The sequence below is a fragment of the Nocardia beijingensis NBRC 16342 genome, assembly GCF_001612785.1.
In the GTDB taxonomy this organism is placed as follows: Bacteria; Actinomycetota; Actinomycetes; order Mycobacteriales; family Mycobacteriaceae; genus Nocardia; species Nocardia beijingensis.
In genome coordinates, this window is sequence record NZ_BDBC01000010.1 from 73,986 (window position 1) to 96,748 (window position 22,763).

The 22,763-nt window shown below is 66.8% G+C and carries 23 protein-coding genes; 7 read left to right on the forward strand and 16 right to left on the reverse strand.

Annotated features, from left to right (window positions below):
* Nucleotides 1-565: 565 nt before the first annotated feature.
* On the reverse strand, nucleotides 566-1,507 hold the full coding sequence (locus NB3_RS05630) for a LysR family transcriptional regulator (protein ID WP_244891779.1): 942 nt from the start codon (nucleotides 1,505-1,507) through the stop codon (nucleotides 566-568).
* Between the two features lie 77 nt (nucleotides 1,508-1,584).
* On the opposite strand from NB3_RS05630, the gene NB3_RS05635 reads away from it, so the two are divergent.
* Both NB3_RS05635 and NB3_RS05640 read left to right on the forward strand, forming a co-directional pair.
* Nucleotides 1,585-2,772 carry an MFS transporter gene (locus tag NB3_RS05635; protein WP_067798413.1) on the forward strand — a complete coding sequence of 396 codons (1,188 nt, stop codon included), beginning with the start codon at nucleotides 1,585-1,587 and terminating at the stop codon, nucleotides 2,770-2,772.
* Nucleotides 2,773-2,824: 52 nt separating this feature from the next.
* On the forward strand, nucleotides 2,825-3,676 hold the full coding sequence (locus NB3_RS05640; RefSeq protein ID WP_067797521.1) for a nucleotidyltransferase domain-containing protein: 852 nt from the start codon (nucleotides 2,825-2,827) through the stop codon (nucleotides 3,674-3,676).
* Here the strand turns inward: NB3_RS05640 and NB3_RS05645 are convergent.
* On the reverse strand, nucleotides 3,631-4,143 hold the full coding sequence (locus NB3_RS05645; protein ID WP_067797524.1) for a winged helix-turn-helix transcriptional regulator: 513 nt from the start codon (nucleotides 4,141-4,143) through the stop codon (nucleotides 3,631-3,633). The genes NB3_RS05640 and NB3_RS05645 overlap by 46 nt on opposite strands.
* Before the next feature lie 109 nt (nucleotides 4,144-4,252).
* Here NB3_RS05645 and NB3_RS05650 point away from each other — a divergent pair, with 109 nt between their 5' ends.
* Complete coding sequence (locus tag NB3_RS05650) at nucleotides 4,253-4,891, forward strand: dihydrofolate reductase family protein (protein WP_067797527.1); 639 nt, start codon at nucleotides 4,253-4,255, stop codon at nucleotides 4,889-4,891.
* A 69-nt stretch (nucleotides 4,892-4,960) separates the two neighbouring features.
* On the opposite strand, the gene NB3_RS05655 is transcribed toward NB3_RS05650, so the two are convergent.
* From NB3_RS05655 to NB3_RS05695, 9 genes are all read right to left on the reverse strand, one after another.
* Entirely contained in the window at nucleotides 4,961-5,164 is a 204-nt protein-coding gene (locus tag NB3_RS05655) for a cold-shock protein (protein ID WP_054814460.1), read from the reverse strand.
* Between the two features lie 468 nt (nucleotides 5,165-5,632).
* Nucleotides 5,633-7,474 (reverse strand): 3D-(3,5/4)-trihydroxycyclohexane-1,2-dione acylhydrolase (decyclizing), encoded by a 1,842-nt coding sequence (gene iolD, locus NB3_RS05660; RefSeq protein ID WP_174553172.1) that lies wholly within the window; start codon nucleotides 7,472-7,474, stop codon nucleotides 5,633-5,635.
* Nucleotides 7,471-8,361: a 5-deoxy-glucuronate isomerase gene (iolB, locus tag NB3_RS05665; protein ID WP_067797531.1), complete on the reverse strand. Its 891-nt coding sequence runs from the start codon at nucleotides 8,359-8,361 to the stop codon at nucleotides 7,471-7,473. The genes iolD and iolB overlap by 4 nt, the downstream gene beginning before the upstream one ends.
* Before the next feature lie 94 nt (nucleotides 8,362-8,455).
* Nucleotides 8,456-9,349 carry a Cgl0159 family (beta/alpha)8-fold protein gene (locus tag NB3_RS05670; RefSeq protein ID WP_067797533.1) on the reverse strand — a complete coding sequence of 298 codons (894 nt, stop codon included), beginning with the start codon at nucleotides 9,347-9,349 and terminating at the stop codon, nucleotides 8,456-8,458.
* 56 nt (nucleotides 9,350-9,405) lie between these two features.
* Nucleotides 9,406-10,344 (reverse strand): 5-dehydro-2-deoxygluconokinase, encoded by a 939-nt coding sequence (iolC, locus tag NB3_RS05675; protein ID WP_067797536.1) that lies wholly within the window; start codon nucleotides 10,342-10,344, stop codon nucleotides 9,406-9,408.
* Nucleotides 10,345-10,357: 13 nt separating this feature from the next.
* Entirely contained in the window at nucleotides 10,358-11,140 is a 783-nt protein-coding gene (locus NB3_RS05680) for an ATP-binding cassette domain-containing protein (protein WP_067797539.1), read from the reverse strand.
* Nucleotides 11,137-12,180, reverse strand: coding sequence for an ABC transporter permease (locus tag NB3_RS05685; RefSeq protein WP_067798420.1), 1,044 nt, complete (start codon nucleotides 12,178-12,180; stop codon nucleotides 11,137-11,139). The genes NB3_RS05680 and NB3_RS05685 overlap by 4 nt, the downstream gene beginning before the upstream one ends.
* Before the next feature lie 10 nt (nucleotides 12,181-12,190).
* The gene (locus NB3_RS05690; protein ID WP_157111548.1) at nucleotides 12,191-13,198 is read right to left on the reverse strand and encodes a sugar ABC transporter substrate-binding protein; all 1,008 of its coding nucleotides are present in this window, start codon (nucleotides 13,196-13,198) and stop codon (nucleotides 12,191-12,193) included.
* A 17-nt stretch (nucleotides 13,199-13,215) separates the two neighbouring features.
* Nucleotides 13,216-14,103, reverse strand: coding sequence for a TIM barrel protein (locus NB3_RS05695; RefSeq protein WP_067797545.1), 888 nt, complete (start codon nucleotides 14,101-14,103; stop codon nucleotides 13,216-13,218).
* Nucleotides 14,104-14,360: 257 nt separating this feature from the next.
* Here NB3_RS05695 and NB3_RS05700 point away from each other — a divergent pair, with 257 nt between their 5' ends.
* Both NB3_RS05700 and NB3_RS05705 read left to right on the forward strand, forming a co-directional pair.
* The gene (locus NB3_RS05700; protein WP_067797548.1) at nucleotides 14,361-15,362 is read left to right on the forward strand and encodes a LacI family DNA-binding transcriptional regulator; all 1,002 of its coding nucleotides are present in this window, start codon (nucleotides 14,361-14,363) and stop codon (nucleotides 15,360-15,362) included.
* Between the two features lie 47 nt (nucleotides 15,363-15,409).
* The gene (locus NB3_RS05705) at nucleotides 15,410-16,426 is read left to right on the forward strand and encodes a Gfo/Idh/MocA family protein (protein ID WP_067797551.1); all 1,017 of its coding nucleotides are present in this window, start codon (nucleotides 15,410-15,412) and stop codon (nucleotides 16,424-16,426) included.
* Nucleotides 16,427-16,475: 49 nt separating this feature from the next.
* On the opposite strand, the gene NB3_RS05710 is transcribed toward NB3_RS05705, so the two are convergent.
* From NB3_RS05710 to NB3_RS05725, 5 genes are all read right to left on the reverse strand, one after another.
* Nucleotides 16,476-16,922: an NUDIX hydrolase gene (locus tag NB3_RS05710; protein ID WP_218020530.1), complete on the reverse strand. Its 447-nt coding sequence runs from the start codon at nucleotides 16,920-16,922 to the stop codon at nucleotides 16,476-16,478.
* Nucleotides 16,923-17,887: 965 nt separating this feature from the next.
* Nucleotides 17,888-18,580 (reverse strand): McrC family protein, encoded by a 693-nt coding sequence (locus NB3_RS33960; protein WP_371855882.1) that lies wholly within the window; start codon nucleotides 18,578-18,580, stop codon nucleotides 17,888-17,890.
* Nucleotides 18,471-19,094 (reverse strand): 5-methylcytosine restriction system specificity protein McrC, encoded by a 624-nt coding sequence (locus tag NB3_RS36770; protein WP_084485824.1) that lies wholly within the window; start codon nucleotides 19,092-19,094, stop codon nucleotides 18,471-18,473. Before NB3_RS36770 ends, NB3_RS33960 begins: the two co-directional genes overlap by 110 nt.
* A complete protein-coding gene (locus tag NB3_RS05720; protein ID WP_067797557.1) occupies nucleotides 19,081-20,241 on the reverse strand; it encodes an McrB family protein in 1,161 nt (386 codons plus the stop codon). Before NB3_RS05720 ends, NB3_RS36770 begins: the two co-directional genes overlap by 14 nt.
* Nucleotides 20,242-20,509: 268 nt before the next feature.
* On the reverse strand, nucleotides 20,510-20,860 hold the full coding sequence (locus NB3_RS05725) for a DUF6463 family protein (protein ID WP_244891780.1): 351 nt from the start codon (nucleotides 20,858-20,860) through the stop codon (nucleotides 20,510-20,512).
* Between the two features lie 30 nt (nucleotides 20,861-20,890).
* Between NB3_RS05725 and NB3_RS05730 the strand changes: the two genes are divergently transcribed.
* A complete protein-coding gene (locus NB3_RS05730; RefSeq protein ID WP_084485826.1) occupies nucleotides 20,891-21,604 on the forward strand; it encodes a TetR/AcrR family transcriptional regulator in 714 nt (237 codons plus the stop codon).
* Between the two features lie 654 nt (nucleotides 21,605-22,258).
* A complete protein-coding gene (locus NB3_RS34810) occupies nucleotides 22,259-22,762 on the forward strand; it encodes a hypothetical protein (protein ID WP_157111552.1) in 504 nt (167 codons plus the stop codon).
* Nucleotide 22,763 lies beyond the last annotated feature (1 nt).

The following is a 22,763-nucleotide window of genomic DNA, read 5'->3' on the forward strand; positions in this document are numbered from 1 at the left end:
CCGTTACGTCGGTCAGCGGCCGCCGAAGGAACCCGTCCACAGGGTGTCGACCAGACCGTGCAGCGCGGCGCCGAGAGTGTCGAAAAGACCGTTCAGGGCAGCGCTACCGGTGTCGATGATAACGGGGATCATGGAAATACCTCTTCCTCGAAACTAATCCAGTCGAACTGGCTGACACGGGGCATGTCGAGACCCGCTCACCGACAGTTACAGAATTCGCCTATTTAGTGATCTAAACCACAAAGCAAATATAATGTGGTCGACGGCACTTCGGCGACGTGCGAGGAGCTGCGTATCAGGTCATTTGTCCAGGTCAGGCCGTCGAACGGACCTATCGATTTCCAGTGCGGATCAGAAATGCGAAGGCGCGTCCCATAGAAAATTTGGACGAATCTCGCACCCCTGCGGACATCGGGGCAACAAAGCAGTCTGAGCCGTGGCTCCAAATATCTCACAATAGATACTGCGAATAAGTTAGAACACGTTGTGGCGGCACCCGAGAAATACTTTCCGCCACATGGGCGGGCCTATTCGCCACTTCCCGGGACACCGCGGCGACGGATGGTCACGAGACCCCCACGGTGACCGATCGCACATCCTCCGCGGGCTTCGTGGCAGCGACAGCCCGGGAGAACGCACGTACCCGCGGGGTCTCGCGATACCGGTGCCACACCAGCCCGAGGCGCGACTCACCGATCCCGGTGACCGGCACGAAGGACACCGGCCGTCGGCGATGGGAATCCGCGGTGGGATGACACAGCAGCATCGCCCCGCGCCCGGCCGCCACGGCGGCGAGGCCTTCCTCCAAGGTGCCGACCTCAGGACCGGAGCGCACTCTTCGCCCGCCGGGCGTCACGTCCAGCGCTTGCGCCCTGCGCCAGTACTCCGGCGCGGGCGCGCGCACGCCGATCAACGCGACAGCGGTGAGTTCCTCCACCGATAGTTCCGCCCGGCTCGCGAGCGGATGGGAACTGGACAGGGCGAGCGTCTGCCGCTGCCCCGCGAACACCGAGCCGAGCACGAGATCGTCCTCGCCCATCGGCAGCAGCACGACGGCGGCGTCGACCTCGCCGCGCCGCACCGCGCCGAACGGATCACTGAGCGGTATCTCGACCAGCTCGGTCGCGCAGTCCGGGTGCCACTGCTGGAACAACTCGACCGCGGCCATCAGGTGATCGTTGCCCGCGCCTTGGAATCCGATGCGCAGGCTTCCGCGCGCACCGCGGGCGGCGGCGCGGGCGTCGTCGACCGTCGCGCGCAGCGCCGCGTAGGCGGGCCGGAGTTCGGCGAGGAAATCCGCACCGAGCGGGGTCAACCGGACGGTGCGGCTGGTCCGCTCCACGAGTTGTCCGCCGATGCGGCGCTCCAGCGCTCGCAACAGCTGACTCACCCGGCTCTGTGACACAAACAGCCGGGCGCCGGCCCTCCCGAAGTGCAGTTCCTCGGCGAGCGCGAGAAACGCCTCCAGCTCGCGGACCTCCAGCCCACCCATCAGCTTCCCTTCCACGGTCGATGAGTCCAGCTCATAGAACTATGAGACCTTCGCCGTTGTTTCCCGCCGCCGCGAGCCGTTGGCTGGACGGCATGACACAGGTTCGGGAAGTCGATGCGTCGCAATCGGTTTCGGCGCTACGCGGGTGGCTGGGGGTCGGCGCGGTGACAGCGGGCACGTTCACGGTGGTCACCGCCGAGATGCTGCCGGTCGGCCTGCTCACTCCGATCGGCTCGGCGCTGCGGGTGAGCGAAGGCCGCGCCGGGCTCGCGTTGACGGTGACGGGTCTGGTCGCCGCGCTGTCGGCGCCTTTGGTCACCGCCGCTGTGCGCCGAGTCGAGCGCAAGGTGGTGCTGTGCGGCTTGCTGGCGGTGCTCGCGCTCGGCAATCTCGGTGCGGCCGCGGCGCCGAGCTTCGGCGTGCTGATCGGGGCGCGGGTGCTGGTCGGCGTCGGCATGGGCGGGGTGTGGGCGATCGCGGCGAGCCTGGCGGCCCGGCTGGTGCCCGCGCGCTCGGTCACCGCCGCGACCTCGCTGGTCTTCTCCGGCGTCGCCGTCGCCTCGGTGCTCGGCATTCCCGCGGGGACGTTCCTCGGCGCGCTCGCCGGGTGGCGGATCGCGTTCCTGGCCGCGGCCTGCCTGGCAGTAGTGGTGCTCGTGGCCGTGGCGGTCTTGCTGCCGCGTCTGCCCGCGACGGAAGCCTTGGCGTTGCGCGGAGTGTTGCGGCTGACGTGGCAACCGGGCCTGCGGGTCGCCCTGCTCGTGGTCGCGTTCCTGGTCACCGGCCACTTCGCCGCCTACACCTACGTGCGGCCGCTGCTCGAGGAAGCGACCGGCGTCGAGGCGGAAACAATCGGCGCGCTGCTGCTGATCTATGGGATCGCGGGTGTCGCGGGCAATTTCGGGGCGGGAGCCGCGGCGGCACGGGCGCCGCGCAAGACCCTGATCACGATCGGCTCGGTTCTCGCCGCGGCCGCGATCGCCCTACCCGTGCTGGGCGTCTCGCTCCCGTGGGCCGTCGCGCTGATGATCGTGTGGGGCGTGTCCTACGGCGGCGTCTCCGTGAGCACGCAGAGCTGGGTCTTCGCCGCGTCGCCGCACGCGAAGGAAGGCGCGTCCGCCCTCTTCGCGGGTGTTTTCAATGCCGCCATCGCGCTGGGGTCGCTTAGCGGCGGCCTGGCGGCCGACGCACTGGGCGTCGCCGCCGCCACGTGGCTGGGCGGGGCGCTGGCGATCATGGCCGGATTCGTCGCCGCGCTCGGGAGCGCACGCAGGCCCTGAGCGACGAAAATGCGGCTGCGCCAACTGCGTTCGTCCACCTACCATCGCGTCCATGTCTCTACGCGCGATACCGGATTCGATGGACCCGGCGGTGGTCGGGTCGATCGACCGTGAGCTGTCCCGGGTCGAGCGGGAGCACCGGGTGTCGATCCGATTGGCCATCGAGAGCGGCAGCCGCGCTTGGGGATTCCCGTCCCCCGATTCGGACTACGACTGCCGGTTCGTCTATGTCGCCGCGCTGGACACCTACCTGTCCCCCTGGCGCACCCGCGACGTGGTGGAGACGCCGCTGGCGGGCCTGCTGGACGTGAACGGCTGGGATCTGGCCAAGGCCTTGCGGTTGCTGGTGGGCGGCAACGCCGTGCTGATCGAGTGGCTGATGTCGCCGATCGTGTATCGCGGAGACCCGGGGTTCCGCGACCGATTGCGCGCGCTGGCCGACGAGGTCGCCGACCGTAACCGGGTCGGCAGGCACTATCTGCACCTGGGCGCCAAGCAGTGGGCGCTGTTCGAGCGCACGGGATCGCTGAAGAAGGTGTTCTACGCGCTGCGCCCGGCGATGGCGCTGCGCTGGCTGCGCGAACATCCCTCGGCGGCGGTGGCGCCGATGCATCTGCCGACGCTGCTGCGGCAGTGCGATCTGCCCGCCGACCTGTCGGCGGCGGTGGCCGAGCTGACCGACCTGAAGTCGCGGACCCGCGAAATGGGCAGCGCGGCGGCCCCAGCACCGATCACGGCATTCATTTCCGATGAATTCGCTTGTGCCGCCGACATATTCGTCAAGTCCACGGGGCGCGATCTCACCCGCGCCCGTGCCATCACGGCGGAATTCTTCCGAGCGGAGGCACTGGCCGACGACTACGAGACGACTTCCCGGTCGTCCTCGGCAACCGCGTCGGCGTAAGCCTGAACGAGTCGCTGTGTGGCGGTCGGCCGATCCGGGTCCGGGCGCGGTATGCCGAGATGGCTCTCGCGCAATTCGTCCATGAACTCCGCCCACAGGCTCGGACCACCCGCCTCCAGCAATTCGGCCCGCACCCGGAGACGCCTGGTGGTGGGGCGGTGCCGCAGACCCCACGCGCCGAGCTGCGCCATGATCGGCACGAGTTGGATGGCCGGTTCGGTGAGCCGGTATTCGGCCTTCTGGCCGGGCCTGGTGTCCGCGCGGCTGAGCAGCCCGGCCGCCACCAGGCGCTTGAGCCGGTCGGACAGGATGTTGGAGGCGATGCCCTCTTCCGATCCGGCGAGCAGTTCGCGGAAGTGCCGCCGATCGCCGAACATCACGTCACGCAGCACGAGCAGCGTCCAGCGATCGCCGATCACCTCGATCGTCGCGTTGATCGGGCATCCCGAACGTCCCTCCTCGCGCATCCTGGCACTCCCGTCGTCGACAACTACTGCTTGCAATATACAACCAGCAGGCCGTACGCTGCCCAACAACCGATTGCGGATTGCAATCACTTAGGGAAGCGAGCGGACCATGCCGAAGTTGCGTGTACACAACCTGGCGATCTCACTGGACGGCTACGTCGCCGGTCCGAACCAAGGGCCGGACCACCCGCTGGGCGAAGGCGGGACGCGCCTGCACGAATGGGTCTTCGCGACCCCCTTTGCCAATCCGGAGGCCACGAACCAACCCGGCGTGGACGACGAATTCCTGGCAGCGGGCGATCGCGGCGTCGGTGCGACCATCATGGGACGCAATATGTTCGGCCCGGTTCGCGGGGCATGGCCGGATCACGAATGGACGGGTTGGTGGGGCGACAATCCGCCGTACCACCACGATGTCTTCGTGCTGACGCACCACCCACGCCCGTCGTTCGAGATGGACGGCGGCACGACCTTCCACTTCGTGGACGAGACGCCCGAGGCGGTGCTGCGCCGCGCGTTCGAGGCGGCGAACGGCCGGGACGTCCGTTTGGGCGGCGGTTGCGCCACGGTGCGCCAGTTCCTGCGATCCGGTTTGGTGGACGAGCTGCACCTGGCCGTCGTGCCGATCCTGCTCGGCGCGGGCGAGCGTCTCTACGACGAACTCGGCACGCTGCCGGGCTACCAGGTGGCCTCGGTGACGCACTCCCCCGCCGTCACCCATGTGACCTTCACCCGCCAGGAGTCGTGAGCGCGCCCCATACAAACGGAAAGGCCCCGCACCGTCCCGGTGCGGGGCCTTTCGAAAGTCAAGTCGCGATCAGAGAACGCGGACGTCCTGGGCCTGCGGACCCTTCTGTCCCTGGCCGATCTCGAACTCCACGCGCTGCCCCTCATCGAGGGACCGGAAACCCGCGCCGCTCACAGCCGAGTAGTGCACGAAGACGTCGGGCCCTCCGCCGTCTTGTGCGATGAAGCCGAAGCCCTTCTCGCTGTTGAACCACTTCACAATGCCTTGAGCCATTTCATACTTTCTGTAGACGAGCCAGGTAGGTGTTATCGAGATGCCCTGGTCTCGTAGATCAACGATGCCATGATCCGACGAATTACTCACGTTTCCCGCCCCCAACTGTGAGCTAACGCTCACCAGGGCGCTCTGCGCGAGTGCCCTCGCAACGCTCGCTCAGGGGCGGGCTGGTCTGTCACCTCCCACGCTCGGTCGGGTCCCGGTCACGCGACATCGCCGGGCCCGCCCGTCGGGTACCCGTACTTTTCGCCGGATAACGCTCGCCGCCCACCTCGACGAGCCTACCCCCACCGACCTGAGCAACCGCGCCGGGCGGTAGGGAGCGACTTTTGCGACACGGCTCGACACTGATACCTTCTTGCTACCAGTTAGCTTGTGTCGCAACGCATTTCAGCGTACCACGAGTAGACTACGACTTCAGCCTAGGTCCGTGTAGCGGCGGGCGCACTGTTCGTTAAGTTCTGTTCACGAGCGCGAGTAGCGCACCTGACGCGGTTTCGCCTCGGCGTAGGCGGCCCGGCCCGGCAGCTGCTCCGGCACGCCGACCTCCCACCAGGCGCCCGCGTCGGTCCATGCCGACGGCAGCGTCCGCACGACCAGCACGGCGGGACGCCGTTCGGCGCTCGCCGTCGCCCGCGCCCGCAGGTAGGCCTCCCGGAACTCATCGAGGTCGGTGGCGGTGAAGGCGGCGCATCCCAGAGCGGCGGCATGGGCGGCGAAATCGACTCGCGGCGACTGCTCGCGCGTGGTGCGGCAATCGGCATAGAAGTTGTTGAACGGCTCGCCGCCCTGCCCTTCTTGCAGCCGCGCGATCACGGCATAGCCGTCGTTGTCGCAGACCACCGCCACGAACGGGTGCCCGGCGAACGCCGCGGAGAACAATTCCGAGTTCAGCATCAGATACGAGCCGTCCCCGAGCAAGGTCGTCACCACGCCGTCGGCGCGCGCCATGGCCGCGCCCCACGCCCCGGCGAGTTCGTAGCCCATGCAGGAGAAGCCGTACTCCACGTCCATGGTCGGCGCGCCGCCGGCCGCCCGCCAGCCGCCGACGAGTTCGCCGGGCAGACCGCCAGAGGCCGTCATCACGTAGTCGCCCGGCTCGCTCAGGTCGTTCACGGCGCCCACCACCTGGGCGTAGCTCGGTGTGCCCCGGGTCGGTGCGCGCAGGTGGTCGATGTGCGCGTCCCAGGCGCCGCGCAGTGCGGCGGCTCGCGCGGTCCATTCGGTCTCCACGCGCCACTGCCCCGTCTGCGCGTCCAGCTCGCGCACGGTGGCCTCGGCGTCGCCGACCACCGCGAGGGCGCCGTGCTTGACGGCGTCGAAGCGCGCCACGTTGATCGCGACCAAGCGAACGTCCGGCGCGAAGACCGTCCAGGACGCGGTGGTGAAGTCCTGCAACCGGGTGCCGACCGCGAGGACCACGTCGGCGTCGCCCGCCATCGTGTTCGCCGATGCCGAGCCGGTGATGCCGAGCGGTCCCGCGTACAGCGGATGCCCGTGCGGCACCAGAGTGCGGCCCGCGGTGGTCTCGACGATCGGAACGCCGTAGCGCTCGGCGAAGTCGAGCACGGTGGGTCCTGCGCCCGAATACCGCACACCACCGCCGAGGATCAGCAGCGGGCGGCGGGCGGTGCGCAGCGCGGCGGCCGCGTCGGCAAGTGCGCGGTGGTCGGGACGTGGCCGCGTGAGACGGTGCACCACCGGCTCGAAGAGCGCGTCGGGGAAATCGTAGGTCTCGGCTTGGACGTCCTGCGGCAGTGCCAGGACGACGGGACCGGCATAGGCCGGATCCGTGAGCACCCTGGCCACCTGGGGCAACGTGGCAATCAGCTGTTCCGGGCGGGTGATGCGATCGAAGTAGCGGCTCACCGCGCGGAACGCGTCGTTGACCGTGACCGTCGGATCGCCGAAGTGCTCGACTTGCTGCAGCACCGGATCGGGCGCGCGTCCGGTGAAGGTGTCGCCGGGGAGCAGCAGCAGCGGGAGGCGATTCGCGTGCGCGACGCCCGCCGCCGTCACCATGTTGAGGGCGCCGGGTCCGATCGACGAGGTCGCGATACCGACCTGGCGTCGGTGGGTGGCCTTGGCGTAGGCGACGGCTGCCAGCGTCATTCCCTCTTCGGTGTGCCCGCGCCAGACGGGGAGTTCCGCGCGACGCTCGTGCAGCGCGGTGCCGAGGCCGAGCACGTTGCCGTGGCCGAAGATCGCGAAGACGGCGGGGAACAGCGGCACCTCGCTGCCGTCGAGTGTCTCGGAGCGCTGGGCGATCGCCCAGGCCACCAGCGCCTGCGCCGTGGTCAGCTTCATCCGATCCGTCCTTCGTGGGAGGTGACCGGACAGCGCGGGTCGAGCGGCTCGTCGTCCCAGCGCGCCCGTACCCAGCTGTGCGCGGGGTCGTCGCAGAACGCCATCGACCGTTCGGGCGCGGGACCGGCCAGCACATTGAGGTAGTACATGGGGTAGCCGGGGGCCGCGACACACGGGCCGTGATAGCCGCGCGGGATCAGGAACACGTCGCCGTCGCGGACCACCACGTTCTCGTTCACCGTGCCGTCGGCGGTGTAGGTGTGGTGCAGGCCGAATCCCTCGCGGGATGGAGTCATTCCGTTTCGTCCGGCGATGCGGAAGTAGTAGATCTCCTCGTTGACGACCTCGCAATCGCTCGCCTCGTCGTGCTTGTGCGGCGGGTAGGACGACCAGTTGCCGTCCGGGGTGATCAGCTCGCAGGCGTTGAGCTTGTCCGCGTGCTCCCAGACGCCGGGTACGCCGAAGTTGGTGACCTGGCGGGTCGCGCTCCCCGCGCCGCGGACTTCGACCGGCACCTCCTCGGCGGGGCCGTATCTCGGCTCGAGCCGCTTCCGGCAGCGGGCCATCGGCAGTGCCACCTCGAGATCACCGCCCTTGGCCAAGAGTTCCACCTCGGCGTCGCGCGGGACGTAGGCGAAATCCGTCACGCGGGTGAAGACCGATGCCCGGCCGGTCAGCGCGAAGGTCGTGCCGTCCACCCGCACCGTGCACGCTCCGGACAGCGGCAGGACGAACGCCTCGAACTCACCCGTCCCCACGATCCGCGACTTCTCCGCCTCGATCCGCAGCACCCGTAGCCCGGCGTAGGTCCATCCGGCGTCGTCGGGGGTCAGCAGGATCGGGTCACCGTCATCGCGCAGGGTGCCTTCCGGACGATGCAGTGTCATCGCGCCTCCTCCATGCTCGAGCCGGAACCGGCAACTCGATCACCTCGCCGGACGAACACATTCGGCCGTCCCGTTCGCCGACGACCATCCCGCCTCATCGGGCTTCCTTCAGCAAGCGGGCGGCGGTTTCGACCGCCCTCGCTACGTCGCCGTCCGGCGGGTAGAGCAGGGCGCGGCCGACGACGAGACCACGAACAACGTCGTGGCCGAGCGCTCCGCCCCACAGCGCTCGATCCACCGCCGGGTCCCCGGACGGCGCGCCGCCCAGCACGAGAACCGGCAGCGTCGTCGCGTCCAGCACCGAAACATCCTGTGGCGCGGGGATCTTCAGCCAGGTGTAGGCGGAGGTGACGCCGAGGCCGGAGGCCACCGTGATCGCCCGCGACAGGGAGACCGCGTCCTTGCTCATCACCAGCGCGCCGGAGCCGTTCCGGTGATACGGCAGCGGTTCGACCATCGCCATCAGTTCGTGCGCCGCCAGTTCCGAGACCGCTTGCGCGCAGGCTTGCAGCGTCGGCACGGTGCCCGCGTCGGAATCGACCAGGCGCAGCAGCATCTTGCCGCCGTCGAGCCGGAAGCGCGCGAGGGAATCCGCATCGTACCCGGTGAACCGGTCGTCGATCTCCCACTCCGCACCCGCCAGGCCGCCGCGGTTCATCGAGCCGATCACGACCTTGTCGTCCAGCGCGTCCAACAGCAGCAGTTCCTCGACGACGTCCGGCGAGCCGAGCACGCCGTCCACGTCCGGGTCGGCCAGCGCGATCAACAGCCGTTCCAGCAGCGTGCGCCGATCCGCCATGGCGGTGCGGTCCGCGCCGACGCCGAGCGCGCCGCGAGCCGGGTGATCCGCGGCGACGAGGAACAACGTCTGCTTGCCCGCCAGCAGGTCGGCGCGGCGCACCCGTTCGGCGTAGGCCCGCTCGACCGCGGCAGGGTCCGTAGCCCGCACGTGCAGTAGCTCACGCCAGCGTTCGTCGGTCACATGCATGACAGTTCCTCCTTTCCGCACCTCCGCCGCAGGCGCGACAGCTCCTTCCTCGCGACTCAGCCGCACAGCAGTTCCTCGATCTCCGCGGCCGTTGGCATCGCGTCCGCGCAGGCCAGGCGCGCGGCGACCAGCGCGCCCGCCGCGTTGGCGTAGGTGGCGATGCGCCGGGGGTCCCAGTCCGAGAGCAGGCCGTGGATCAGCGCGCCGCCGAAACCGTCACCCGCGCCGAGCCCGCACACCACGTCCACGCGGCACGGCGGCACCGTCCAGCGTTCCTCGGCGGTGGCCACCAGCACGCCATCGCCGCCCTGCTTGATCACCGCCAAGCGCACGCCACGGGCGAGCAGTCGATCGGCCGCCGCGTCCGGGTCGGCGGTGCCCACCGCCACCTCGGTTTCGGCACGGTTGCCGACCACCACGTTCACGTGGTCGACCATCCAGCCGATCTCGGCCCGCGCTGTCTCGACATCCGGCCAGAACATCGGCCGGTAGTCCAGGTCGAGCACCGTATGCCCGCGTCGTGCCCGCCGCAGCAGAATCTTCCGTTGCGTGCCGCGCGCCGGCTCCGCGCTCACCCCGGTGCCGGTCACCCACAGCAGCGGCACGGCATCCACCACTTCCCAGGGCACTTCGTCCGGAGTGATGGTCAGGTCCGGCGCGATCGGCGCACGGTAGAACAGCAGTGGCGGATCGGACGGCGGTGTGAGCTCGCAGAAGACCACGGGCGTCTGGAGCTCCGGCGCGGTCGTCACATAGCGGGACGAGACGCCGAAGCCCTCCAATGCCGTGCGCACGAAGTCGCCGAAGCCGTCGGGGCCCACCTTGGTCAGCACCGCCGTACGACGGCCGAGCCGGGCGGCGGCCACGGCGACGTTGGTCGCGGTGCCGCCGAGGAACTTCGCGAAACTGCGCACCTGCGCCAAGGCGACACCGCTTTGTTCGGGATACAGGTCCACCCCGACGCGGCCGATGGTCAACGCCTCCAGCTCGGTCACGGATTCGCCTCCTTCACGGTGTCACCACGCGTCGCAGTTCGTGCTGCAACGCCTCCAGTTCCGCTCCGCCGGCCATCTGCCGGGTCAGCTCGGGCAGGTCGATCTCGGATTTCTCGTACGAGCCGAGCATCGCGCCCCGCTTGAGCAGCAGGAACCGATCGCCGACCGGATAGGCGTGGTGCGGGTTGTGCGTGATGAGCACGACGCCGAGCCCGCGTTCGCGCGCCTGCACGACGTACTTCAGCACCACCCCGGCCTGTTTGACGCCCAGCGCCGCGGTCGGCTCGTCGAGAATCAGCACCTTCGCGCCGTAGTGCACGGCCCGCGCGATGGCGATGCACTGCCGCTGCCCACCCGACAGCGTGCCGACCGGCTGTTCCATGTCACGGATCTCGATACCCATGTCCGCCAGAGCTGTTCGCGCGATCTCGCAGCCCTTCTTGCGGTCCAGCAGCCGGAACGGGCCCAATCCGAACGTCGGTTCGGAGCCGAGCACGAAGTTGCGCCACACGCTCATCAGCGGCACCACCGCGAGATCCTGGTACACCGTGGCGATGCCGCGATCCAAAGCCGCACGCGGCGAGGCGAACCGCACCGATTCGCCTTCGACGCGCAATTCGCCCCGGTCGTGCTGATGCACCCCGGCGAGGATCTTGATCAGCGTGGATTTGCCCGCGCCGTTGTCGCCGAGCACGCAGGTCACCTCGCCCGCGTTCACCACCGTCGACACCTCGCGTAGGGCGACGACGCCGCCGTAGTTCTTGCCGAGGTCGACGGCCTCGATGAGGGAAGTCATCGGCGCACCCTTTCGGCTCGTTTCTGGAATCGGTTGTTGACCAACACCGCCGCCAGCAGCAGCACACCGAGAAAAAGCATGAACCAGTCGCTGTCCCAGCGAGCGAACACGATGCCTTGGCGCGCCATGCCGAAGATCAGCGCGCCGATCGCGGCGCCCACCGCCGAGCCGAAGCCACCGGTCAGCAGGCACCCGCCGACCACGGCCGCGATGATGTAGTGCAGTTCCAGCCCGACACCCTGGTTGGCCTGCACGCTCGCGAACCGCAGGATGTTGCACGAGCCGACCACCCAGCCGGCGAACGCGGTGCCCATGAACAGCAGGATCTTGGTGCGATCCGCGGGCACGCCCACCGCGCGGGCGCTGGGCAGCGCCCCGCCGACGGCGAAGATCCAGTTGCCGAATCTCGTGCGGACCAGAACGATCGCGGCGATGGCGGTGAGCACGATCCACCAGACCACCGACGCTTGGAGGTGCGCGTCCCCGATGTCGAGCGTCGAGGCGAACACCCAGCCCGCCGACTGATAGCCGTCCGCGCCCCGCACACCCGACACCTGCACCGTGTCGGTAACCAGCCGCGTCACACCGAGATTCAAGCCCTGAAGCGCGAGGAAGGTGCCAAGCGTGACGATGAAGCTCGGCAGGCCGGTCCGCATCACCACCCAGCCGTTGAACGCGCCGACGATCAGCGCGAACACCAGCGAGGCGAGCAGCGCGAACCACACGTTCCAGCCCGCGTGCACGGCGAGCAGCGCGGTGACCAGCGCCGTCGAAGCGGTCATCACGCCCGCCGACAGATCGAACTCGCCGCCGATCATCAGCAGGGCCACGGCCACCGCCATGATGCCCAGCGTGGAGGCGTCGTCCAGCCAGGTCGCGACGCCGAGCGGACTCAGGAACCGGTCGGTGACGACGGAGAAGAAGACGAACACCAGCAGCGCGCCCAGCGCCGCGCCGATCTCCGGCCGCACGGCCAGGCGTTGCAGCGGCGAGCGAACCGTGTCTCGCGCCGGGTCGGATGTCTTTGTGGCAACGATCATTTCATCCACCTCAGCGCGTGCCCTGCGCGACGAGCGCGGCGACGGCGTCCACATTGCTCTTGTCGACGAAGCCGGGACCGGTCTGCACCGGCGCGCCGCCTCCGACGGTGTTCAGATTCGTCCGGTGCAGTTTCAGCAGCACGATCGGCAGATAGCCTTGCTCGTACTGCTGCTGATCGACCGCGAACAGCAGCTTCCCAGCCCGGATCGCCTCCACCACATCGGAGTTCAGGTCGAAAGTGGCGACGGTGGCGGCCGATCCGGCCTCCCGCACCGCGTCCACCGCTCGCGCGGCGACCTGTGAGTTCAACGTCAGGACCGCGTCGATGGATCGATCGGCCTCCAACGCGCCTTTGATCCTCGATTGCGCGTCGGTGGGGTTGTTGATGTCCACCTGGAGTGTGGCGGCGTTGCCGAAGGCTTTGGTCGCGCCCGCGCAGCGCTCGTTCGCGCCGATATTGCCCGCCTCGTGGATGACGCACAGCATTTTCGTCCGCCGCGCCTCCGCGAGCCGCTTTCCCGCGGCCTGTCCGGCCAGCGATTCGCTTTGACCGACATGGACGAACGCGCCGAATCTCGCGCTCTCGGCCTCGCCCGAATTGATGGTCACCACCGGAATGCCGGCGGCGACAGCCTTTTCCACGGACGGACGCAACGCCTCGGGATTGGCCATCGAGACGACGAGCCCGTCGACGCCTTGCGCCACCGCGTTGTCGATCAGCTTCGCCTGCTGGCCGGGATCACCGGAGGCGTTGTACTCCACCCGGATTCCGAGATCCTTGCCCGCCGCTTCCGCGCCGTTCTTGACGACGTTCCAGAACGCGTCGCCAGGGCTGCCGTGGGTCACCACCGCGACGGATTCCACCGTCCCGGCGGCGATCGGAGTCTGCGAAGGGGTGGGCGCGTCGGCGCCGGGGCCGGTGCACGCGGCCAGAAGCGCGGCCGTGGCGATCCACGGCAGCAGGCGGCTCGATCGCCGCCATCTCGCGGTCACGCCGCGCTGTGGTGTCGGAGACATCGTTGTCGTCGCTTCCGCTAGATGCCCGCGGCGGCGAGCGTGATGTCCGCGAGGTGGCGCAGGCTGCGCGCGGTGTCGTCGCTGGCCTGTCGCGCCGAGTCGCCCCGGCGCAGCGCGGCGTCCTGCTCCAGCACGTACCAGCCTCGGTAGCCCGGGGTGCGCACGATTGCCGCGATGTCGACGTCGCCCGCACCCAGCGGCACATACAGGCCGCGGCACACGGCCTCGCTGTAGCTCAGCTTTCCGGCGCGGACCTGATCGGCCAGCGCGCCGCGCACGTCTTTGAGATGGACGTGCCCGATCCGCTCGGCGTGCCGCCGGGCGAGCCGAACCGGATCGGTGCCGCCGATGAGCAGATGCCCGGTGTCCAGGCAGATGTCGAGATCGGAATCGGCGAGGAACCGCTCGACCTCGGCCTCGCTCTCCACATGGGTGCCGACATGCGGATGCAGCACCGTGCGCAGCCCGTACGCGGCGGCGGCGTCGCGGATGGCGGCGGCCGTGTCGACCAACACGCTCCATTCGGAACCGTCGAGTTGCGGGCGCGCGTCGTACCCGCCGAGTCCGGTCGCCGCGGCGAGCACCAGGACTTCCGCGCCCGCGGCGGCCAGCTGGACGGCGGTGGCCTCGGCGCGGGCGACAGCGTCCTGCCGGTCGCGGTGCAGCACCACGGCGAGGAACCCGCCGACGGCGGTGAGCCCGAAGGTCTCCAGCAACCGGCGCAGCTCACCGGGATCGCGTGGCAGATAGCCGGGCGGACCGAGTTCCGTCGCGGTCAGGCCGAGCGCGGCCATCTCCGCCAGCACGGTGTGCGCGTCGAGCACGTGACCCCAGCCGGGGACCTCGCAGACTCCCCAGGAGATCGGCGCGGCCGCGATGCGCAGCGGGGAGAGGGATTCGGTCATCGGTGCTTCTCCGACCTTCGACGTCGAGGTGATCCGCTCTATTGGAGCGCTCCAACTATGTAACGCAGGTCATAGCGTGTCAAGAGTCGTCATCGCGTCGATCAAAGCGCAATTACCAGGCAATATTCCGCTCCAAATGCGCTATTTCTACCCGACACGCCACGCGGGAAGTCCGATTAGAGCGCTCTATTGCTCGGCCCGTGCGGAGCTTGTATCGTCCGACCCGAAAAGGCCTGCGAACCAGGAACGGAGGCGACATGGCACGACCGACCATGGAAGACGTCGCCGCCCGCGCGGGCGTCTCCCGCGCCCTCGTCTCGCTGGTCATGCGCAACTCTCCCAAGGTCAGCGAGCACCGCCGCCGCGCCGTGCTGGACGCGGCGAAAGACCTCGGCTACCAACCGCACATCATGGCCAGGTCGCTGGCCAGCCGGACATCCAACCTCGTCGGCGTCATGGTCTCCGACCTCCGCAACGCCTTCTTCGCCGACGTCGTCGAAGGCATGGACGCCGCCGCTCGAGCCCGCGGCCTCGAACTGATCCTCAACACCGGCAGGCGCACCGCCGCCCGCGAGCGCACCGCCCTGGAGAGCCTGCTCTCCTTCCGTCCCGGGGGCGTCATCCTACTGTCGCCGATCCTGCCCGCCGCCGCCATTCGCGCAGCGGCGCAGCAGGCTCCGCTGGTGCTGGTCTCGCGCACCTCGACCGTCGCGGAGATCGACACGGTCAACGACGACGGCGAGGCAGGCACCGGTTTGGCCGTCGATCACCTGGTCTCGCTCGGACATCGGCGCATCGTGCACCTCGACGGCGGCGGCGCTTTCACCTCCGCGCCGCGCCGCAAGGGCTACCGCGCCGCCATGCAGCGCCACGGCCTGGAACCGATGGTCGTGGCCAGCGAGCACACCGACTCCGCGGGCATGGCCGCGGTACGCAAACTGCTGAACCTGTTCTCCCACGACAACTTCCCCACGGCGCTGGTCTGCGGCAACGACTTCAACGCCGTGGGGGCGATGTCCGCGCTGGAGGAAGCGGGGCTGCGGGTGCCCGAGGACGTCTCGGTGGTCGGCTACGACAACACCTCACTGGCCGCGCTGCGCCACGTCGCCCTGACCACCGTCGATCAGCCCCGCGTCCGGATGGGTCACCTCGCGATCGAGGCGCTCGCCGAACGCCTCCGCGACGGCCGCACCACCCCGGTCCGCCGCCGCGTGGAACCGTCGCTCGTCGTCCGCTCCACCACGACCGCTCCACGCTGAACCACCGGCGCCCGCCAACACGTCGCGTCCATATATAAGGAGAGCCGATGTCATCTCGAGCCGTCACGCTGGGCCTCGCCGGAACCGGCCGCATCGGGACCTCACACGCCGAGACCCTGAAGAAACTCCCGAACGTGGCCGCCGTCCTGGTCGCCGACGCCGACGCCGACCGCGCCCGCACCACCGCCGCGGTCCTCGGCGTCGAATTCGCCCCCGACCTCGACGCCCTCTTCGCCGCCGACCTCGACGGCCTGATCATCGCCACCGCCACCGACTCCCACCCCGAACTCATCATCCGCGCCGTCGACGCGGGCATCCCCGTCTTCTGCGAGAAACCCGTGGCCGCCGACATCACCGGCACCCTCGCCGTCATCGACCACCTCCGCGACTCCCCCGTCCCGGTCCAGATCGGCTTCCAACGCCGGTTCGACGCCGGCTACCGCGCGGCGCGCGAAGCGATCCGCTCCGGCAAGCTGGGGTGGCTGCATACCTTGCGGGCGACCACGCTCGATCCGGCCCCACCGCCCGCCGAGTACATCCCGCGGTCGGGTGGGATCTTCCGCGACTGCGGTGTGCATGATTTCGACATCATTCGGTGGGTGACGGGCCGAGAGATCGTCGAGGTGTATGCGCTCGGGGCGAACCGGGGTGCGACGTTCTTCGCCGAAGCGGATGACGTCGACACGGCGGCCGTGGTGCTGCGTCTGGATGATGGGACGCTGGCCACCGTATCGCTGACCCGGTACAACGGGGCGGGGTACGACGTTCGGTTGGAAGCGTTGGGTTCCAAAGGAAATGCCATCGTCGGATTGGACGACCGCTCGCCGCTGACTTCCGTCGAACCCGATCACGGTCCCGCTACCTATCCTCCCTATGGGGGGTTCATGGAACGGTTCCGTCCGGCGTATGCGGAGGAGCTGGGGGCGTTCATCGAGGTCGCAACCGGGCGGCTCGACAATCCCTGCACTCCGGCGGAGGCGCTGGAGGCCTTCTATGTAGCAGAGGCGTGCGAGCTGTCGCGGCGAGATGGTCGGGCTGTCGAGATGGCAGAAGTACGGCGCTGAGAAATCGCCGAGTTCTTTGGAACCGAGATGCGCGTGAGCGAGCGGTACCTCAATGCTGAATCAAGCCGCCGACCGGAACCGGAGCGATGTGGCCGGTTGCCGGAAGGGTCTGCGCCAGGGCCAGACCGATATCGACGAGTGAAGACCGGCGCAGGCGAGCGACCTCGGGCATCGGAGTCCAGATCGAATCGGCGGTCTCACCATTGGGCTCCGGCCGCAGCCTGCCGCCGGTGGTGCGGACCTGGTAGAAGACGCCGACATTCTGATGCTCGCCCCCAGCCCGCGCAGCGGCCGCGGGAATCACCCGCGAGTCCACACCGAGCAGGCGTTCGACCACCCCATGGCAACCGGTTTCCTCAGCCAGCTCTCGGGTCACCGCGTCGAACGAATCCTCCGCGTGCTCGACCCCGCCACCTGGAAGAGTCCAGTTGGTCTCGCCGCTCCCCCGATACGTGACGGGCGAGCAGCACCCGCCCGCCCTGGATGCATACGGCATACGCCGCCAGTCTGAAACTCATCCCGAAACCTCCCGTCGGACCCTATCCCGAAGTCCTCCGCTCGACATACGTCGACGGCCGCGGCAAGCGCAGCAGCGGGAGTCGAGACCGCAGGGCCTCGAGTCCGTCTTCGCGTTCGAGTGCCCCAGCGGTGTCGTCGTGGGCAAGGTTCGAGCAGGTTGTCGAGATGCCGTTTCTCCAGGGAAACTGGCGGTCTGCCTGCGCGTGTACAGCCGCAGCTCCGCCAGATCTTCATCCCCTCGGGCAGCGTCGGAGGAATCACCGTTCCAGCCGAACTCGGCGCTTCCATCAAGGTTCACATGCAAGGGCGCGGCATTCGGCTCGGCCCGATCGTCTCGCATCCCCGATCGAAGCGGTGGACCTTCCTCGTCATACCGGATGTCCCCAACGACGACATGGCTCTGTTCGGCGAACTGTTCCGCCTCACGCATCCGTCGCCAGACTCGGCGTCCGAATCGCACTCCCATCGCCCGCCGACCGCCATGGATTTCGAGTGTGGGTACAGCCGCCACGTGACAGTTGCCGCCCGTCAGGGCTCGTCGTCATCGAAGCCCCATCCGGGCATGCGCCGTGCCGCGTCCACGCCGGGCCCGACATGCACACGCTGACCATTACGGGCGCACCACTCGCGCTGACATCAATTCCGACCGAAGTGGCGTCATACGAGGGCCAGACGGCGACACGCGGCGGATCGAGAGCACCGCAACCGATAGGTATCAACCATGACATGGAATCGACTGACGATCGGCAGTTTGGGCACAAGTAATGGCTGCCCGGTCAAAACCGTCATAAGTAGGGAATACGACTCCGTGACATTAGTATTCGGGTCATCCGGCAATGAATTCGAGCTCACGATGGATTCCGCAACGCTGACGGAGGTGCTTCGGCTCGGAGCGAAAGCATCCAGCATGCTGGGGAGCACTGTCGAGCGGTGAGAACAAGATCATCTATGCAGGATGGCGCGGGCGATGTCATCGATCTCGTGCAGCAGCTCGGTCGGTGGAACCCCGAGATCAAGCGCGCGACAGTGGATCGTAATGCCGGAGTTCACGAGTTCGTGCGTCTTCACCGGCCCATTGCCCTTCGCGTAGATCAAGTGGCCCTCCTCGAGACCGAGCGTCGAGCAGTATGCGAGCATCTGGTAGATATCGGCTTCGGGGAACCCCTTTGGCCGTTCTACCTTGTATTTCGCATCTACCACGGCGACCGGGCGATCGCTCGTGTCATACCAGATCAAGTCCGGCTTCAAAAGGATCGTCTTCGCCATGTCCATCCAGATTCGCCCCTGGGTGACCGCACGTCCGCCATATCGACGCATTGCCATGCTCAACGCGCTCGTGACGAAGTCCTCATAGATTTTCCACATGTCGAACATGAACCCGGTGACTGCCAGGCTTCCACTACGCTGGTCGAAGGAGCAGTTGTCAAGAATTACTTCAGACAGTCTCAGGACATCGTGATAGCGGACGTTCAGCCTGGTCGGCCGCCATACGGGTCGGGTGACGTTACGCTGAGGGGGAGCCACGTCATCCATCTGGTATCGAATGCGACTCAGCTTGTGCCGAGCGTCTGGACCGACCTGTGGCAATGCGCTCAAAGCCGTCACCGCAGCGAGAACGATCTGATTCTCGGCGATGTCGGTGGTGAAGTCGTCGTACTCGACCGCGACCGGCAACGGCAGGCAGGCCGTGCCGCCGAGTAATCTGCTCGGTGAAGTCGATCCGCCCTCGAACCACTTGGAGCGATTCATTTTTCGTTCGATAGCCCTGGAGAAGACCGCCCTCCAGTGCCCGCGCGGCCAAGCGCACGAAGGATTCCGAAACCGCCGGAAAGAGCCCATCGGCTTTGTCGAGGTGAACCACCTCTTCACGCCAGATCTTCGGGTTCGAGCAGTAACCTATGAAAAAGAGCAGCCTCCTCAGCTCAGTGATCTTCGGCCGAACGTCGATCTGCACACTGCCGACTCTGACCGAACCCACTTTCCCGCCGGGGGTGATCCGACATCTGCCCTGAACGGGGGGCTTGACATTGACGAAATTCGTATCTTTCAGAGCGTCGAATTCCCAGGGTGCCAGGTCGACAATCTTCCAAGCTCCATGTTCGATCAACTCAATCGGCGGTTTGGCCTCCATACCACTACACACCACCATCGATTCCGGCTCCGGCTCGTTCCGCTATGGACTCCAGCGAATAACGCTGCTCGACAACAATATTCGTGTCGCCAAAGTGATATTCCTGCAGAAGCGGGATGATGGATGTCCGCCAGGTGAGGTCCATCCCGTGCCGCGTGATAGCGGCTGGACGCATGAAATACGACGGACCGATCTTGAAATCCTCGTCTTCTATGGTGTCGTTCAGTACGTCTACGATATCGGCGATCGCCGTGTTGTGTCCGTTCGCCTGCAGCCAGGTTCGCAAGATGTTCCTGATCGGCTCATCGGAAGGATGCAGCGACATGAACGCGAACCGCCGCCGCATCGCCGAGTCCACAAGCGCGATAGATCTGTCCGCAGTGTTCATGGTGCCGATGATGGCGATGTTCTTCGGCAGCGCGAAGCTCTCCTTGCCGTCCGAGTACAGCAGGTCGATGCTCTCGTCCCGATACTCCAAAAGGTAGTACAGCTCCCCGAATATCTTCGCGAGGTTGCCCCGATTGATCTCATCGATGATCAGCGTGTACACCATGTCGGGATTCTTGCGCGCCTCGTCTGCCAGTAGGCGTAACGGCCCCTGCTGAAGGTGATACGCGAGGTGACCGTCTGTCGACTGAACCGGTCGAAATCCTTCAAAGAAGTCTTCATAGGAGTACGCGGGATGGAACTGGACGATCCTCACGTTCTCCGCGGCCGAGAGGTGCTCGGCCAACGCCTTGGCCAGGTATGTCTTCCCGGTTCCCGGCGGTCCGTAGAAAATCAGCTGCGGCCGATCGCGAAGAAGATCGATGCACTCCTGAAGCCAAGCCTTGGGCACATACAGCCGCGCAGCAAGTTCGTCAGTCGGGTCCGCGAATGTTGGGTCGACGTCCGAGTGTTGGCCTCCGTTGCGTTGCGGTCGCCACGTGAAGCCGAAGGCATCGGCGAAGACGTTCATCAACTCGGCGGCGTTCTCTAAAGTCAGTTGCAGCGACTGGCTGCTCTTGGGATGAGACTCACGCTGATCGGAGCCGAACGTGGACAGGTGAACGAGGGGTCTGTCGTCGAAGTCCTTGAGCACCTTGTACTGGCACGAGACAGCGTTCTCGAGCTTGTGCGGCCGAATCTCTTGGTGGCTCGGTACTATCTCGCGAATACGCGCCATCGGTTGGGGCTCCCGTCCAAGCGACGATACAAAATAATCGATGTTGTGCGGTACGGGGCGTCACGCTCGACCGAACCCGGTTGCCCGGGTATGGCGCGCGGGCTAAGAGGAGGTTCTCGATTGAACCGAAGGCGCGAACTTGTTCCTGCCGTGCCCTCCCCGAACCAGCCATGGCGACCAGAATAGCGGCGTATACCGACATCTTCGCCGAGACTGAGCATCGAAGGCCGATGGCCGTGCTCACCGCCGTGGCCGAGCGGGGTCCGGCTCACCCTGCCGGGATCGCGGCGACGCGGCGGTGGCGCATCCACCCGCGGACGCCGATGGCCAGCGGTATCAGGACGGTGAGAAACCCTGACACCGGCTCGAATACGAGGCCGAACACGGTGAGAACGGCGATTGCGGCGAGGATCGGCGCTGGTACGTAGCCGCGGGCGCGCTCGGTCTCGATCACGGCGACGCCGAAGGCGACGGCGGCGACTCCGAACGCGGTGAACCAGAAGGCGAGTTCGGTCTCCTCTCGACCGGTTGCCCAGATGACAACACCGAGCGCGGTGTGTGCCGATCCGATGAATGCGAGTAGGCCGCCCGTTATCGGGAACGCAGTTTTTGAATCCACATTCCTAAACATTGCCCTAGGCTGTCCCTCATGGCAAGACCCCGGCGATTCACCGATGACCAGGTTCTCGACGCCGCGCGCGACTTGCTCGCCGATCCGGCGACGTCCCGGCCCACCATCGCCGCGATCAGTGCCGCCTCCGGTATCCACACCGGATCGATCTACGTGCGCTTCGCCTCCCGCGAAGAGCTGCTCGCACGACTGTGGCTGCGCTCGATCCAACGCTTTCAGATCGGAATCGTCGCCGCGCTGGAGGGAGCCGACCCGCTGCTCACCGCCGCGATGCACCTGCCGCGGTACTGCCGCGAGCATCCCACCGAAGCTCGGGCGATGAAGATGTTCCGGCGGGAGGAACTGCTCGACGTGGGTTCTGCCGAGTTGCGCACCGAGATCGCGGGAGTCAACGACCGAATGAACGACGCGCTGCGCGCTGCCGTCGTGGCGGAGTTCGGCGACGCCGACGAGCATCGCATGGCGATCGCGGTGGCTGCCGTCAAGGCGATTCCGTACGGGCTCGTCCGCGAGTACATCGCGAACGCGGCGCCCATTCCGGACTGGGTCGACGAGGTCATCGCCACCGCGACGGCCGCCGTTGTCCACAGGTTGGGTCGGACGGACATCTATTGGGGCGGCACTGGTGTTGGGCGACGACCTCCGTCAACTGCTGGACGTTCCGACACTCGTGCATCGTCACACACTCCGCGTACACGTGGGCTGCCGAATCCCCCGTCGACCAGGACCTAGACGGTTTGGGATGCAGCCAGTAGGTGCGCTTCGCCCGATCAACGATCGTCTGCACCGCAGCGAGTTTCGGGGCCCCTGCGGTTCGTGCGGCGGTCACCGATGATGAGGACGGACGTACACGAACCGAGGGCGTCGGCGTAGTTGTCGAGAATCCTGGAAAGGCTCCGCCACAGTGGCGCGTACCGACCGGAAGGGAATGCATGAGCGGCGCATCGGACTGATGTAGCGCAGTCGACGTCTCCCTCGGGCGAGTACTGAATACCAACCAGTTCGAATGTGACTCAAGTCATCGCATATTGGATGGAACCATTCTTCGTAGGGCCCCGTCTAAATCAGTGAAAGGCGCAACAGGAAGCAGTCCGATTCGAGTAGACAAGGCCTGCCCGAGAGTGGGATGTCGGTCTTGGCTATGCGATCGCGCGATCCTGACGACTGTTGAAAAGGGGGAATGAGAATTGATCCAACGACCGGCGAAGCGCGGCACTTAAAGGACTTCTGCTGATCGTAATCAGCCTATCCAATCATGGAGTGGTCCCATTTTCGGCATCGGCAGTAACCGACCCACGCCGGTGCTGGCAAGGGTCGTCCTCACACACTTACACCAGCGCCGTGCTGCGCGCTGTTCACAGTTCGCAACTATTAGATAGGCAAGCGATGAACAATTTCTACAAGCCGAGGACCGAAAATACGACGGTAGCCGCCATGTCGGGACGCCGCCGCGCTCTGCTCGGCACCGCCCTTACCGCTGCCGTATTGGTTGGCTCGATGGCGATTCCGACTGTCGCGAGCGCCACACCGGAATATGCGCACTGCAGTGTCGAGATCGAAGCCAAACCGGAATACCCTCACGAATCGAAAGGGTCACCCGGATGGATTGTCGGCAAAGCCCGAATCAAATGTACAGTAGACACCGAGTCACTCACCGTTTTTGCGCAACTCCAGCGACGCGAAAACGGAAAATGGAAGACCGTTGCCGAAGGGACTCAAGAATATTTGGATGCGAAGGCGGATATGAAGTATACGGGTCAAGCGACTGTGAAATGCGATGACGGCGAGTACCGGACAGGCGCGAGCGGAAAGGGTGTGCATCGCGGCAAGCCGTCCGGCTCGATAGCCTGGGAATATTCGGACTCGGTTACCATCAAGTGCAAGAGTTGAG

What these genes read in the sequence shown, in the direction of transcription:
- NB3_RS05635 (WP_067798413.1), top strand. Translation starts at nt 1,585, where the DNA reads ATGACACAGGTTCGGGAAGTCGATGCGTCGCAATCGGTTTCGGCGCTA.
- NB3_RS05640 (WP_067797521.1), top strand. Translation starts at nt 2,825, where the DNA reads ATGTCTCTACGCGCGATACCGGATTCGATGGACCCGGCGGTGGTCGGG.
- NB3_RS05645 (WP_067797524.1), bottom strand. Translation starts at nt 4,143, where the DNA reads ATGCGCGAGGAGGGACGTTCGGGATGCCCGATCAACGCGACGATCGAG.
- NB3_RS05650 (WP_067797527.1), top strand. Translation starts at nt 4,253, where the DNA reads ATGCCGAAGTTGCGTGTACACAACCTGGCGATCTCACTGGACGGCTAC.
- NB3_RS05655 (WP_054814460.1), bottom strand. Translation starts at nt 5,164, where the DNA reads ATGGCTCAAGGCATTGTGAAGTGGTTCAACAGCGAGAAGGGCTTCGGC.
- iolD (WP_174553172.1), bottom strand. Translation starts at nt 7,474, where the DNA reads ATGAAGCTGACCACGGCGCAGGCGCTGGTGGCCTGGGCGATCGCCCAG.
- iolB (WP_067797531.1), bottom strand. Translation starts at nt 8,361, where the DNA reads ATGACACTGCATCGTCCGGAAGGCACCCTGCGCGATGACGGTGACCCG.
- NB3_RS05670 (WP_067797533.1), bottom strand. Translation starts at nt 9,349, where the DNA reads ATGCATGTGACCGACGAACGCTGGCGTGAGCTACTGCACGTGCGGGCT.
- NB3_RS05680 (WP_067797539.1), bottom strand. Translation starts at nt 11,140, where the DNA reads ATGACTTCCCTCATCGAGGCCGTCGACCTCGGCAAGAACTACGGCGGC.
- NB3_RS05685 (WP_067798420.1), bottom strand. Translation starts at nt 12,180, where the DNA reads ATGATCGTTGCCACAAAGACATCCGACCCGGCGCGAGACACGGTTCGC.
- NB3_RS05690 (WP_157111548.1), bottom strand. Translation starts at nt 13,198, where the DNA reads ATGTCTCCGACACCACAGCGCGGCGTGACCGCGAGATGGCGGCGATCG.
- NB3_RS05695 (WP_067797545.1), bottom strand. Translation starts at nt 14,103, where the DNA reads ATGACCGAATCCCTCTCCCCGCTGCGCATCGCGGCCGCGCCGATCTCC.
- NB3_RS05700 (WP_067797548.1), top strand. Translation starts at nt 14,361, where the DNA reads ATGGCACGACCGACCATGGAAGACGTCGCCGCCCGCGCGGGCGTCTCC.
- NB3_RS05705 (WP_067797551.1), top strand. Translation starts at nt 15,410, where the DNA reads ATGTCATCTCGAGCCGTCACGCTGGGCCTCGCCGGAACCGGCCGCATC.
- NB3_RS05710 (WP_218020530.1), bottom strand. Translation starts at nt 16,922, where the DNA reads ATGCCGTATGCATCCAGGGCGGGCGGGTGCTGCTCGCCCGTCACGTAT.
- NB3_RS36770 (WP_084485824.1), bottom strand. Translation starts at nt 19,094, where the DNA reads ATGGTGGTGTGTAGTGGTATGGAGGCCAAACCGCCGATTGAGTTGATC.
- NB3_RS05720 (WP_067797557.1), bottom strand. Translation starts at nt 20,241, where the DNA reads ATGGCGCGTATTCGCGAGATAGTACCGAGCCACCAAGAGATTCGGCCG.
- NB3_RS05730 (WP_084485826.1), top strand. Translation starts at nt 20,891, where the DNA reads ATGGCAAGACCCCGGCGATTCACCGATGACCAGGTTCTCGACGCCGCG.
- NB3_RS34810 (WP_157111552.1), top strand. Translation starts at nt 22,259, where the DNA reads ATGAACAATTTCTACAAGCCGAGGACCGAAAATACGACGGTAGCCGCC.